Here is a 13,936-nt window from a genome sequence, read left to right on the forward strand (position 1 = left end):
TATTTTAGACTAATTGTAGACTTGTCCGTTCCTGTGACAAGTCTTTTTTTATGTGGATAAGCGAGGGTAAATTCTTATATTTGTAGACATGTGTGTAAACACTTTAAACCATTAGGAGAAACATATGGGAACGGAAAGTAAGAGACAACAAAGATTTGCAGGAGTTTTACAACAAGATTTAGCTGAATTATTTCAACGTGAAGGTGGGGCATGGGCGCCAGGAGCATTTATTACCGTCACGAAAGTACGTGTAACTCCCGATCTTGCTATTGCACGTGTTTTTTTAAGTTTCTTGAATACCAATACTGCTAAAGAATCAATTGCGTCTATTAAAACAAAAACGAACGAAATTCGCTATAAATTGGGTGCACGTATAAAAAATCAAGCGAGAATTGTTCCGCATCTGGAATTTTTCTTGGATGATACGAATGAATACGTCGAGCATATGGATAAGATATTCGAAGAAATTAGCAAAGAAACTAGACAGCCAGATTAAACAATCTGGCTTTTTTGATTATGATATTTCGATTAGACGATCAACAAATTTTATTTCCAGATCCCAATTTGGCTGAAGTGGATGGACTTTTGGCTGTAGGGGGAGATTTGCGCACGGAGCGTTTACTTCTTGGCTATGCAAATGGTATATTTCCGTGGTATTCGGAAGATACGCCTATATTGTGGTATGCGCCGCATGAGCGTTTTGTACTATACCCAGAAGAAATCAAGATTAGCAAATCTATGGCTAAAGTCATGGAAAGGGGAAATTTTAAAATAACCTTTAATCAATCATTTGCACAAGTTATTCACAATTGTGCATCCATAGATCGAAAGGATCAAGACGGGACGTGGATAGTCGATGATATGCAGGAGGCTTATATTAATTTGCATCATCAAGGGTTTGTACATAGTATTGAAGTTTGGCAAAATAATGAGTTGGTGGGGGGATTGTATGGTGTATTAGTAGGAAAAATCTTTTGTGGAGAAAGTATGTTTTCAAAAGTTTCGAATGCATCTAAAGCAGCTTTAATATTTTTATGTCAACAATTCGATTTGGAGCTTGTAGATTGTCAGATTCATTCCGAACATTTAGAATATATGGGTGCGAAGCTTATCGATTCCAAAATATTTTATAATTTGCTACGTAAACAAGAATATTCTGCGCATGGATTACAAAAGCTTCTTCGACATTTCGAGTGAAATCACTTATCTCAATACACCTGGTAATGGGCTGATGCCGCGTTCGCATTATGCTTGGCGCGGTCGAAGAGAACAAGAATTTTTTGCTGTCGGGGGAGATTTGCGAGACCAGCAAGGGGCATTTATCACAAACATAAAATCAGAATTTGCTGCGTTATTTAATTGTTCTGTTTCGAATGTTTTTGCTTTACCGAACTTTTCATTTGGATTACATACATTGATTAATGGGTTGCCCAAAGGTTTGAAATATGCCATCCTCGATGAGGATTATCCATCATTGAATTATCCGGTGATAAGTCGTCAATTGGATTATTTCAAGATCACTGTAAAAGCTCAACTGGAAGTAAATATTGAAGATTGTATTCAAAAACATAAGGCGGATGTGTTGCTCTTAAGTGTTGTGCAATATATCAATGGATTAAAAATTGATTTGAGCTTCATTCAATATTTGAAATCAAAATACCCAAATCTAATTATCATCGGTGATGCTACACAATACTTAGGCACAGAGCCCTTTGATTTTGAAAATTCAGGATTTGACGCAATTGGAGGTTCGGGCTACAAATGGATGATGGCGGGCTTTGGAAATGGTTATTTGATACTTTCAAATCAATTGAAAGAGCTTCTTTATGCTGACGCACAGCAAGGGGAAAGACCAAAAGAAGCGATGTGGTTGAGTAAAAGCATATTGGATACGTTTTTAGAGCCAGGGCATCAAGATACCTTGAGTCATGGTACATTAGGACAGTCGATACAGTTTTTGAAGCTTTTAGGTTTAGATAATATTCAACAACATTTGCAAGAAATCAGTGCGTATGCGTATGAAAAACTAGGTGAAAGAGATTTACTTTTGCCTGAGATAAAAAACAGAAAGATAAAATCTTCGTTGATAAATATACAACTTGATCCAAAATATTATGATTTGTTGATGGCGAGTGGCATTAAATGTTTTCCACGTGGCAAAGGCATTCGAATAGGATTACATTTATACAATACATTAGAAGATGTAGATAAGTTAATGGAAGTGATTGATAAAATAGAGAAATAAGATGAATTTGAAAATAGGAGATTTAGTACGTTTTATAGATGAACCCATTGAAGGACATATAACGTCTATACAAGCGAAAGATATAATTGGTGTAACGGACGATACGGGTTTCGAAATCCCCGTATTGCGTACAAAGGTAACTTTAGTGCATGGCAATATGCGCACAATCGAAGATGAATTGGATGATTTGCCAGCACAAACGAATTTACCTTTTGTGTCGAAAGGTATTTTTATTGGTGTAGCAGGAGAGCAAAAGGATGGTTTGGCTAAGTTTTATATTATCAATGAGACTTCATTCGAATTGTTAGTTTCTGTATCTGAAGTTACAGGATCAAAAACTACGGGCGTTTTTGCTAATTCTGTACCCAAACATGATTATGCACAAATCTATACTGGAAACTTTTCATCAGTGGGAAAATGGCCAACTTTTCAGTTGCAAATTATCCGTCACTCCCGTTTGTCACAAACTCAAACGCAACCAATAAGCAAAGAGTTTCGTGTGAAACCGTTGGATTTGATTAACTCCAAGGAACGCGTGGAAATGTTGAATGAGAAAGTTTGGCTGTATGAAATTGATAAGCCTGAAGAAGATATTGGCTTGGATAAACTGAAATCTCATTTTATCTCGCACAGACCGAAGGGAAGATAAAATTAAGTCTTAGCAATTTGCTAGGACTTTTTATGGCAATTTGGCTTTATATCTTCTATTATATTCAACAATTTATTTTTCAAAGTTCTTTTTTCGGTTTTTATCGGCAGTAAATTTTATTACTAAATCGGGAGCTTCGGCACGTGACTTTTCATCTGTATTGCTGATAACAGTTCTATCTAGTTTGTTTTAAGATTAACGATAAATCAGAGCTTTTATCAGAAACAGATATTGAGGGAGTTAGTACCGGCACCTTAATATGAGTGATAATGACCTTTATCATTTGTTTATCAAAGGGGATTCGTATGCTTTTGATGAGATATACATATGATATAATTCGTTGCTGTAAATTTTTGTTCTAAAAAAAGTGGATAATCATGAAGATGCTTAAAATATAGTACATGATGTATTTTCGTGGTTCTGGGAGCAAGGGAGAAGGCATATCATTTCGGTTTCTCTAAAAAGTTTTCTCTATAAGGCTTCACTGAATAAAGTCTTGGATTATTTTAGAAAGAAAAAAGTATTCGATCGATATATCAATTCGAAAGATGAATTTTTCAACATCGTTTCTAATGGAACTGATTTTCTTATTCGTGAAAAGATATTCAGCAGTTAATCGCTAGTGAGTTTGAAAAGATGCCGCCTAAGATGAAGGAAGTGTTCAAACTTAGGTCAGAATTTTATCTCGATAATACAGAAATAGGTCAAAATCTAGGTATGAGTATCCAGAAAATGGAGTTCAAGTCGCTATTGTATGGGAGATTGGAAAGGAGTACGTGTGAATGTGCGTAAAGATATAAACAGTCCATGGCTGCTCTTCAAACTTAAAGACGATAGATCCGAAACGAAAGATTTGGCAAACTTGCATCCTGATATAATCGAAAAGTTTAAAGAAATTCAATTAAAAGAACATCATAATTCTCAAATCCATGAATGGGAATTCTTGAACAGCAAGAAGCCTAAAAATTAACTGTAATCATGAGTGATTAATAGTGTGTGTGGAAGGTAGCTAGAAGGCTACCTTCTTTTTTTATGCTTCTGGAATTTTTTCAGAAGTTTGAAGAACGTATTAAATGAAAATTAATAACTATCGTCTGAAAACCTTATCTTTCTGATAATTTAGCTATTGAGACGTGTAACGCTCAATTATTGGATTTACAATATCTACCTTTTTATGAAAACATTCTTTGCTATTATATTTGCATTGATCTATCAACAAAGTTTACTTGCAAGTAATCGAATTCCAAACGGTAAGCCAATTGACCTTAAATGCGAACATTTGATAAATCCTGTAGGTATTGATAATACTCATCCTCGATTTTCATGGAAGATAAATGATAATAGAATAGGGGCGATACAGAAGGCTTATCAAGTTCTTGTTAGTACTGATTCGATTTCTTTAACTCAAAATGAAAAGCTGTATTGGGATTCGGAGAAAGTGTATCAATCTGACATTTTGGTAAAGTATAATGGTAAAAGCTTAGCACCACAATCGCGATACTTTTGGAAAGTAGTTTCTTGGGATAAGGATGGAAAGCAGCATTCTTCCTCAATTGCATCTTTCGAAATGGGAATGCTGTCGACAAAAAGTTGGAAGGGAGCTTGGATTAGTGATCATCATGACATTCATTTCAAACCAGCACCTTATTTCCGCAAGCAATTCACAGTTAATAAAAAGATTAAATCTGCGCGAGCTTATATTGCGGTTGCAGGATTGTATGAACTATCGGTTAATGGTCAGCGAGTTGGTGATCATTTTTTAGACCCCATGTATACCAGATTCGATAAAAGAACATTATATGTCACGCATGATGTGACATCGGATTTACAAAAGGGTAATAATGCTATTGGTGTAATTTTGGGAAATGGTTGGTATAATCATCAATCTTTGGCTGTGTGGGATTTTCATAATGCACCATGGCGTGGAAGACCTACTTTTTGTTTGGATCTACGAATCGTATACGAAGACGATTCTGAAGAAATAATTAAAACAGAGCGCGATTGGAAAACTTCTTTTGGTCCAATTATAGCTAATAGTATTTATACGGGTGAACATTATGATGCACGATTAGAACAATCTGGGTGGGATAAGCCGGGTTTTGATGATTCGAAATGGCAAGGTGTCCGTTACCGCAGTGTTCCTTCTGGTAATATTGTAGCACAACAGATTGCTCCAATTCGATTAATACGAGAATATAAACCAATTTCTGTGAAGAAATTTGACGAGAAAACTTACCTTTTTGACCTTGGACAAAATATGGCGGGAATTTCTAAAATTAAGATTAAAGGAAAAGAAGGAGTCATTTTGAAAATTGCGCATGGAGAACGCCTACATGAAAATGGTAGATTGGATCTTTCGAATATTGATGTGTATTATTTGGGCGATAAAGACAAAGATCCTTTTCAAACTGATATTTTAATTCTAAGCGGTAAGAAAGTAGATACATTTATGCCTAAGTTTAATTACAAGGGATTTCGCTATGTGGAAGTTATAAGTTCTGAACCTATTGAAATGAATGAATCAAATCTTGTAGCTTATTTTGTCCATAGCGACGTGAATAAAAAGGGAATTGTTCATACATCATCTCAACTTGTTAATGATCTTTGGAGGATTACCAATAATGCGTACTTATCGAATCTTATGGGCTATCCGACGGATTGTCCACAGCGTGAAAAGAATGGCTGGACTGGAGATGGACATTTGGCTATTGAGACGGCATTGTACAATTACGATGGTATTACAGTGTACGAGAAGTGGTTGGCGGACCACCGTGATGAGCAACAACCAAATGGTGTATTGCCTGATATTATTCCGACAGGTGGATGGGGGTATGGTACAGCAAACGGTTTGGATTGGACGAGTACTATCGCGATTATTCCTTGGGAAATTTACCAGTTTTATGGGGACAGTGAGTTGTTGAAAGATTGCTATGAAAATATAAAACGCTATGTAGATTATGTGAATGGAATTAGTGTAAATGGATTGACGACTTTTGGTCGTGGAGATTGGGTGCCTGTGAAATCTACTTCTGATTTGGAGTTGACTTCTTCAGTTTATTTTTACTTGGATGCAAAGATTTTAGCCGATGCAGCTAAACTTTTTGGAAAGGAAGATGACTTCCAAAAATATAAATCACTCAGCGAGAAAATAAAGAATGCAATCAATGCTAAATTCTTAAATATTGAGACTGGTATTTACGCTTCTGGTACGCAAACAGAATTAAGCGTGCCTTTGCATTGGGGTGTTGTGCCCGAGGAAATGATTGCTAAAGTGGCTGCCAATCTCAATCAAAAAGTTAAAGAGACGAACTACCATTTGGATGTCGGAGTTCTTGGTGCAAAAGCGTTGTTAAATGCGTTAAACAATAATGGCTATGCGGAATCTGCTTACAAAGTTGCGGTGCAAGACACATATCCTTCTTGGGGTTGGTGGGCTGCGAATGGTGCGACCACTTTATTGGAAAATTGGGATTTAGAAGCTGAAAGAGATATTTCGGATAACCACATGATGTTTGGGGAAATAGGAGGTTGGTTTTTTAAATCCTTAGGTGGGATAATTCCGGATCCAACAAAACCAGGATTTAAACATATAATATTGAAGCCAATTTTTCCAGAAGGTTTAGAACATTCGGAAGTTTCGCATGAATCACCATACGGGAAAATTGTTTCTAAATGGAAGAAAGGTAATAAATCAATTGTTTATGATATTGTTATTCCTCCGAATTCATCTGCAACTTTCTTTGCGCCAGCAAATATTTCAGGCGAAAGAGAGATCAAGTTAGATGCGGGAATACATCAGTTGAAGCTTAAATTCAGATAGTTTGAATACCATTAAGATGGAATCTGAAGAATAATAAAATCATATGTTCTTTCAGTTTCATTTCGTGAAAAATTAATTCTAAAAAAACAACGCCATGCTTAAATCTAAGCATGGCGTTGTTATATCTAAATTTAGTTCTTAATACTAAACTTATGCTCCTAATTGTACGCGTTTGAAAGCAGTTACAGTTAATCCTTTAGATACTGAATCTAAGAATTGAGCGATGTTTTTAGAAGAATCTTTAACGAACTCTTGGTTCAATAAAGTAGTTTCTTTGAAGAATTTGTTCAATTTACCTTGAGCAATTTTCTCAGCCATTTCAGCTGGTTTGCCTTCAGCGATGATTTGTTCTTTCGCGATAGCGATTTCACGCTCGATAGTATTAGCATCTACACCATCTTTATCGATAGCGATAGGGTTCATTGCAGCGATTTGCATAGCTACATCTTTACCAGCTTCGTCAGCACCTTCTGCGTCAGCAGAAAGACCAACTAATACACCTAAACGGTAGTTACCGTGGATGTAAGCTACTACTTTGTCTCCTGTTACGATTTCGAATTTAGAAACGTCGATTTTCTCACCGATAACACCAGTTTGCTCGATTAAAGCTTCTGAAATTACTTTACCATCAACAGTTAAAGCTTTCAATTCCTCTAAAGAAGCAGGAGTGTTAGCTAAAGCTGCTTCAGCGATTTTGTCAGCGAAAGCTACGAAATCAGAGTTTTTCGCTACGAAGTCAGTCTCACAGTTTACTTCAACTACGATACCAGTTTTACCATCAGCTGATGATTTAGCGATTACAACACCTTCGTTAGAATCACGGTCTTGACGGCTAGCAGCTACTTTAGCGCCTTTTTTGCGTAAGTAGTCTACAGCAGCTTCGAAGTCACCGTTAGCTTCTACTAAAGCTTTTTTACAATCCATCATACCTGCGCCTGTTTGTTGACGCAATTTGTTTACATCTGATGCAGAAATTTGTACTGACATGATATTTTCTTTTTTAATAAAATTACAATGTTGTCATTAACAAAGCGATGAGCTCTTGTTAAGTTTTTGGTTCTTTTAACAAAAAAACCGGAAAGACGTGCGTGGGTAAGGAAGTGAAACTCCCAGAAACCTACACTTGTCTATCCGGCTTTAAATATAGAATATTATTCTACGTCTTTTGCTTTACGAGTGCGTTTTCCTGAAGCATCAGCGTCACCATTGTCTACAGCAGCTTTAGCAGCAGCAGCTTCTTTTTCAGCATCTTCTTCTTTGTCGCGTTTACGCTCGTCCAAACCTTCTACGATCGCTTGACCAATGATACTAGCGATAAGGCTAATAGATTTAGTAGCGTCATCGTTAGCTGGGATAGGGAAGTCGATGTTTGTAGGATCAGAGTTTGTATCTACCATTGCAAAAGTAGGGATGTTCAACTTGATAGCTTCAGCTACAGCGATGTGTTCTTTTTTCACATCGATGATGAATAAAGCTGCAGGTAAACGGTTTAAGTCAGCGATACCACCCAAAAGTGCTTCTAACTTAATACGCTCACGTTGAATCATCAACTTCTCTTTTTTAGACAATACATCGTATGTACCATCTTTTTGCATTTTGTCAATAGTAGTCATTTTCTTGATAGACTTACGAACTGTTGCGAAGTTTGTAAGCATACCACCTAACCAACGTTCAGTAACATAAGGCATGTTTACAGCCTTAGCTTGTTGAGCGATGATTTCTTTTGCTTGTTTTTTCGTTGCTACGAATAAAACTTTACGACCTGATTTTACGATTTGTTTGATAGCTGAAGCAGCTTCCTCTAATTTCGTAAGAGTTTTGTTCAAGTCAATGATGTGGATACCGTTGCGTTCCATGAAAATGTACTTAGCCATTTTCGGGTCCCATTTACGAGTAAGGTGACCAAAGTGAACACCTGCATCCAATAAATCCTGATAAGTAGTTCTTGCCATTTTTTGATCCTCCTTTGATTAACGTTTACTGAATTGGAATCTTCTACGAGCTTTCTTGCGTCCTGGTTTTTTACGCTCAACCATACGGTCATCACGTGTTACTAAACCTTTAGCACGTAAAGCTGGTTTTACTTCTGGATCAAGTTCTACTAATGCTTTAGCGATTGCTAAACGCACAGCTTCTGCTTGACCTTTAACTCCACCACCTTGAACGTTAACTTTCACATCAAAATTTGCTAATGACTCCGCTACCAATAAAGATTGAGTAACGATGTATTGCAATGGCAATGTTGGGAAATATTCTTTGTAGTCTTTACCGTTTACGGTAATGTTTCCGCTACCTGCTCCTAAGTAGATACGAGCAACAGCAGTTTTTCTTCTTCCTGAAGTGTTAGTTGTTGACATGTTTGTTCTCCTTAAAATTTAACTGGTTTTGGATTTTGCGCTTCATGCTTGTGCTCTGTTCCAGCATAAACAAAAAGGTTTTTGAATAACTGACGACCTAAACGATTTTTAGGTAACATACCACGTACCGCTTTCTCGATGATGCGCTCAGGGTGTTTAGCCAATAATTCTTTCGGAGAAACAAAACGTTGACCACCTGGGTAGCCAGTGTAGCGAACATATACTTTGTCGCCTAATTTGTTTCCAGTCAATTTGATTTTGTCTGCATTAATAACGATCACGTTATCACCGCAGTCTACGTGTGGGGTGAAAGATGGTTTGTGCTTACCACGAATTACTTTCGCAATTTCACTAGCCAATCGTCCCAAGATCTCTCCTTCAGCGTCAACAACAATCCATTCTTTGTTAACGGTGTTCTTGTTGGCAGAGACAGTTTTGTAACTTAACGTATTCACTTGCTTCTATTTAATTAATTAATACTTTTTTAAACCGCTTGTAATCGCTACAATCGGATTGCAAAGGTAATGATTTTATTTTCAATAATAAAGCATATCCCCACTAAAATTTTATTTAACTTTTTTAAGTTTTTAAATATTAAACTTCTAGTTTAGAATTTACTCTTTTGTAAGTCTATATTACTACCTTAGTGAGTCTGAAAGAGAGAAAGTGAAAATATTTAATCATTAAGATGAGTATACAATTAATATATAGATTTCGTAAGTATTTTTTGGTTTTAATTTGTTTGGTTGCTTCAATTGTTGCTTACGGGCAAACAGATGAAAATTATAAGGAAGAGCTGAAAGCTGTTGAGAGCAAATTACGAGAGGGGAAGTTTCAAGAAGGGCTACAGCTTTTGGATGAGATTTCTGTCAAATATCCAGAAGTAGCTGATATTTATTACGCCAAATCATTGATTTTGGTACAAATGCGTGATTACGATGGGGCTGTTGAAAGTGCAACGCTAGCATTTGAAAAACATAAAAATATGTTTTATGCGAATCACCTATTGGAGCTTTATAAAGCGAGAAAAGATTTGCCAAATGGTATTGCCTTATTACTAGATCTACAAAAACAATTCCCTTCTCACGAGGGATTGAGTCGAGAATTGTTAATTCTATATGCGGAGAATAAGCAATTGGATGAAGCTAAAAAGTTGCATGCCAAATTGATTACTACAAGCCATTCGGACACATTGAATCTTGTGATGGCCGAGGTGTATATGAATGCAGAGGATCTACCGGCTGCAAAAAAGTTGCTAGCCAAAATGGATGGCAAATCGATGATTCCAGATGTTTATGGTTATTTGGGGTATATCAATGGGCAAGAGGGGAAGCAAAAAGAAGCTTTGGCTGCGATAGAACGTGGAATCAAACGCACAAGTGATAAGGGTTTATATTTAGATCTTGCAGATACATATAAAAGCATGGAAAGATATGAGCCGATGTTTAACGCCTTGAAAATAGCTTTTAATACTTCAGAAGTTCAGGTTTGGGATAAATATAAGTTTTTGGTAGGGTTGATGAACGAGCAGGGAACATTGTCAGATGATAAATTACAACTTCTAGCGAATTTATTAGAAACCTACCATCCAGATGTACTAGAAGCCCAGATATTGAAAGGAGAATTGCTATGGAAGCGTGGTAATGTAGAGGAAGCGCGTTCTGTATTTTTGAAAGTTGCCTCTTCAAATCCGAGATACATCTCTGCATGGAGATTAGCAATTAATACAGATTTGGCATTAAATCAACCTGATGAAGCAATTAAACACGGTGCAGAAGGATTAAAACACAATCCAAATAATACGGAGCTGCTTTATTTTACGAGCATGGCGTATGCTGCAAAATTGGATTACAATACAAGTAAAGAGTTTTTAGAAACTGCGCTGAATTATTCAGAGAATGATACTAATTTCTTGCGTTCCTTAATTTATAGCTCATTAGGGGATCTTTATCATGAATTGAAAATGGAAAGTATGTCCGATGTCGCTTATGAGGAAGCAATTTCACTTGATAGCACGAATGTGACTGCATTAAATAATTATGCCTATTATTTGGCGGTGCGTAAAAAGGAATTGGATAAGGCAGCCACCTTTTCAAAGCTTTCTAATGAGCTTGAGCCCAATTCCGCTACCTTTAAAGATACGTATGCTTGGGTATTATTTCAACAAGAAAAATATAGTGAAGCACTCACTTGGATAGAAGAGGCAGTGAAGTTGGATAAGAAATCCGCTGTAATGTTAGAGCATTATGGCGATATCCTCAGTAAACTAAACAGAGAAAAAGACGCTGTTGCTCAATGGCAGAAAGCGTTGAGTTTAGAGCTGGAAAAAAAATCAAATCAGAATCTTGCAAAGATTCAGCAAAAAATTAAAGAAGGAAAATATGTGGAATAAAATATGTGCGATAGGAATAGGAGTTGCTATATTGACATCGTGTGGTACGCGTAAGCAAGTTGCGATTACAACTTCGGGGGCAGAAAGTACGATTATTAAACCCAATGAGAATGCTGATTATTTAATTAATAACCTTGATTTTCATAGTTTTTCGGGTAGAGCCAAAGCAAAAGTTGAATTAGGTAACGAGAATCAAGACGTCACTATGCATGTACGTATCCAGCGCAATAAAGCGATTTGGATTTCTCTGACAGGGACATTTTTAAATGTTGAAGGCGCTCGATTACTAATTACGCCAGATAGTGTCAAGATAATGAATAAATTGCAGGGAGAATACACAGCAAAGCCTTTCAATTTTATACATAAGTACACAGGTGAGGGCGTGAGCTTTAGCGTATTGCAGGATTTATTAATAGCGAATGTATCCTCTGATTTATTGCGTACGGATCAAATGACTGTAGCCAAAGCTACCGATGATGTGCAATTAGTAGGTGTAAAAAATAATTTGTCTTTTCAATATAGTCTAAATGGCAAATTTAGACCAAAAGTTATTCGTCTGACGCCAGTAGGAAAGAACCAGAGCCTAGAAGCTTTTTACAGTTCATTTAATGATGTGACGGGTTATAATTTTCCTCAAAATCAAAACATCAAGTTGAGTGCTTCAGGGATTCAAGTAAACGCAGTATTAAATTACAATAAAATTGAATTTAATCAAGAGGTGGAAATGCCTTTTACAGTGCCGTCTAAATATAAAGTTTTGAATTAATTGCATGTTAAAATAATCTTTTTATTAGGCAAGTCAGTTAGATATCACTATTTTTGAAAGTTGTACAAAAACGAGTAAGCTGGGGCTCCATTCATGAATTTTAGACATATATTATTAAGCATATTTTTTGTTCTCTTTTGTAGCCAATTGTCATTTGGGCAGAGTAGTGCGCAGCTAAAGAAGCAGTTGGAGAAAATTAATTCCGAAATTGCGAATCTTAATAAAGAGCTTTTGGCGAAGACAAAGGAAAAGCTTCTTTCTCAAAAAGAAGTTTCTGCATTGAGCAGACAGCTGAATCTTCGTGAAGAAAAAATTTCGGTTATCAGTAAAGAAGTAAATAACCTTACATCTCAGATTAATAAGAATACGAAATCAGTTAATGAGCTTAAAGCGGAATTAGAAAAGATGCGTAAGGACTACGAAAAGATGATCATGTTTGCTTTTCGTAACAAAAATGGATACAACAAAATGATGTTCATTTTTGCTTCTAAAGATTTCAACCAGGCTTTCAAGCGTATAAAGTATTTACAGCAATTTTCGGATGCACGTAAAACAAAGGCAGCTGAAATTGAAGCTGTAAAAAAGGATATTGAATTGAAAATCGCGCAGATGGAAGCCGATCGCAATACACAACGTGGATTATTGGCGGATCAGCAAAAGGAGCGTGAAATTATCAGAAAAGATAGAGCTCAACATCAATCGCAATTAAATTCTATTGTCAAAGAAGAGCGTACTTTCAAAGGGCAGTTATCGAAAAAACAACAGGAAAAGAAAAAAATGGAGGCATTGATTCGTGCGGCCATTAATAGAGAAATAGCTGAAGAAAGACGTAGGGCAGAGGCAGAACGCAAGCGCTTGGCGGAGGCTGAAGCAAAACGTACCGGTAAAACTGTAGCAGAAGTAGAAAAGGCAACTCCTAAGAAAACAGATAGCGAGATTCTTCGTTCTACGCCAGAAGCAGCAAGACTTTCGGCAGATTTTAAATCAAATCGTGGTCGTTTGCCGTGGCCTGTGGCGCAAGGAAATATTGTCCGCAATTATGGATCTTATACGGTAGACGGTATTACAAGTTCTGCTCCAGATGTGGGTATTCGTACGACTGATGGTGCTGGCGTAAAGGCTGTATTTGAAGGTGAAGTTGTACAAGCTGTAGCTGGTGTGGTGGTCATAAAACATGGTGAATATTTTAGTTTTTATTCGAACATGTCATCTGTTTCAGTCAGAAGAGGACAGAAAGTAAGTCGCGGACAGCAAATAGGTATAGCAGATAAAGATCCAGAATTGGGTTATACAGTGGTTTACTTCGGGTTATCACAAGGTCAAAATGATTTTAATCCATCACCTTGGTTAGCAAGATAGTTACACGAGAATAACAATTAATTCTTTATATTTGTAAATAGTCATATTGAGAAAGAATTTTAAAGAAATAGCATAACTAAAATGTATACATCTAATTTATTATTTATAGGAACACAAGAGATTATCATTATCGTGGTATTAGTTCTTTTGTTATTTGGGGGTAAAAAGATTCCAGAATTAATGCGCGGTCTTGGTAGAGGCGTGAAGGAATTTAAAGATGGTCAGCGTGAAGACACGACTGAGAAGCCAGAAGAAAAACAAAAATCAAATAATTTATAAAAATATTTGCAAAGATTACATGTATTAATCCACATGTAATCTTTGTTTTTTTGCCTTATTGGCTAAATA

At 36.4% G+C, this 13,936-nt stretch carries 14 protein-coding genes; 10 read left to right on the top strand and 4 right to left on the bottom strand.

Translation table 11 applies throughout. The features are described 5' to 3' along the window. Positions 1 to 124: 124 nt before the first annotated feature. The 6 genes from rbfA (at position 125) to GOQ16_RS13005 (ending at position 6,714) form a co-directional block, all read left to right on the top strand. Positions 125 to 496, top strand: coding sequence for a 30S ribosome-binding factor RbfA (gene rbfA, locus GOQ16_RS12980; RefSeq protein WP_149915601.1), 372 nt, complete (start codon positions 125 to 127; stop codon positions 494 to 496). A gap of 20 nt (positions 497 to 516) precedes the next feature. After that, positions 517 to 1,197 carry a leucyl/phenylalanyl-tRNA--protein transferase gene (gene aat / locus GOQ16_RS12985; RefSeq protein ID WP_160069670.1) on the top strand — a complete coding sequence of 227 codons (681 nt, stop codon included), beginning with the start codon at positions 517 to 519 and terminating at the stop codon, positions 1,195 to 1,197. Continuing rightward, the gene (locus GOQ16_RS12990) at positions 1,163 to 2,245 is read left to right on the top strand and encodes an aminotransferase class V-fold PLP-dependent enzyme (RefSeq protein WP_160069671.1); all 1,083 of its coding nucleotides are present in this window, start codon (positions 1,163 to 1,165) and stop codon (positions 2,243 to 2,245) included. The genes aat and GOQ16_RS12990 overlap by 35 nt, the downstream gene beginning before the upstream one ends. Position 2,246: 1 nt before the next feature. Further along, a complete protein-coding gene (locus GOQ16_RS12995) occupies positions 2,247 to 2,894 on the top strand; it encodes a DUF8465 domain-containing protein (protein ID WP_160069672.1) in 648 nt (215 codons plus the stop codon). A gap of 754 nt (positions 2,895 to 3,648) precedes the next feature. Continuing rightward, complete coding sequence (locus tag GOQ16_RS13000; RefSeq protein ID WP_160069673.1) at positions 3,649 to 3,864, top strand: hypothetical protein; 216 nt, start codon at positions 3,649 to 3,651, stop codon at positions 3,862 to 3,864. A 204-nt stretch (positions 3,865 to 4,068) separates the two neighbouring features. After that, positions 4,069 to 6,714, top strand: a complete 2,646-nt coding sequence (locus tag GOQ16_RS13005) for an alpha-L-rhamnosidase (protein ID WP_160069674.1) — start codon at positions 4,069 to 4,071, stop codon at positions 6,712 to 6,714. Positions 6,715 to 6,864: 150 nt separating this feature from the next. Here the strand turns inward: GOQ16_RS13005 and tsf are convergent, their stop codons facing one another. From tsf to rplM, 4 genes are all read right to left on the bottom strand, one after another. Next, positions 6,865 to 7,701, bottom strand: a complete 837-nt coding sequence (gene tsf / locus GOQ16_RS13010; RefSeq protein ID WP_149915606.1) for a translation elongation factor Ts — start codon at positions 7,699 to 7,701, stop codon at positions 6,865 to 6,867. Positions 7,702 to 7,865: 164 nt separating this feature from the next. Then, on the bottom strand, positions 7,866 to 8,666 hold the full coding sequence (rpsB, locus tag GOQ16_RS13015) for a 30S ribosomal protein S2 (RefSeq protein WP_160069675.1): 801 nt from the start codon (positions 8,664 to 8,666) through the stop codon (positions 7,866 to 7,868). An 18-nt stretch (positions 8,667 to 8,684) separates the two neighbouring features. Next, a complete protein-coding gene (gene rpsI / locus GOQ16_RS13020) occupies positions 8,685 to 9,071 on the bottom strand; it encodes a 30S ribosomal protein S9 (RefSeq protein ID WP_149915608.1) in 387 nt (128 codons plus the stop codon). Between the two features lie 11 nt (positions 9,072 to 9,082). Further along, positions 9,083 to 9,526 carry a 50S ribosomal protein L13 gene (gene rplM, locus GOQ16_RS13025; protein ID WP_149915609.1) on the bottom strand — a complete coding sequence of 148 codons (444 nt, stop codon included), beginning with the start codon at positions 9,524 to 9,526 and terminating at the stop codon, positions 9,083 to 9,085. 233 nt (positions 9,527 to 9,759) lie between these two features. Here rplM and GOQ16_RS13030 point away from each other — a divergent pair, with 233 nt between their 5' ends. From GOQ16_RS13030 to GOQ16_RS13045, 4 genes are all read left to right on the top strand, one after another. Continuing rightward, positions 9,760 to 11,463, top strand: coding sequence for a tetratricopeptide repeat protein (locus GOQ16_RS13030; RefSeq protein ID WP_160069676.1), 1,704 nt, complete (start codon positions 9,760 to 9,762; stop codon positions 11,461 to 11,463). Next, positions 11,453 to 12,229 carry a lipoprotein insertase outer membrane protein LolB1 gene (lolB1, locus tag GOQ16_RS13035; protein ID WP_160069677.1) on the top strand — a complete coding sequence of 259 codons (777 nt, stop codon included), beginning with the start codon at positions 11,453 to 11,455 and terminating at the stop codon, positions 12,227 to 12,229. Before GOQ16_RS13030 ends, lolB1 begins: the two co-directional genes overlap by 11 nt. A gap of 186 nt (positions 12,230 to 12,415) precedes the next feature. Further along, positions 12,416 to 13,588: a murein hydrolase activator EnvC family protein gene (locus GOQ16_RS13040; RefSeq protein ID WP_240141041.1), complete on the top strand. Its 1,173-nt coding sequence runs from the start codon at positions 12,416 to 12,418 to the stop codon at positions 13,586 to 13,588. An 81-nt stretch (positions 13,589 to 13,669) separates the two neighbouring features. Further along, the gene (locus GOQ16_RS13045) at positions 13,670 to 13,867 is read left to right on the top strand and encodes a twin-arginine translocase TatA/TatE family subunit (protein WP_149915613.1); all 198 of its coding nucleotides are present in this window, start codon (positions 13,670 to 13,672) and stop codon (positions 13,865 to 13,867) included. Positions 13,868 to 13,936: the final 69 nt, after the last annotated feature.

This window comes from Sphingobacterium bovisgrunnientis, from assembly GCF_009829085.1.
GTDB classification, from domain to species: Bacteria; Bacteroidota; Bacteroidia; order Sphingobacteriales; family Sphingobacteriaceae; genus Sphingobacterium; species Sphingobacterium bovisgrunnientis.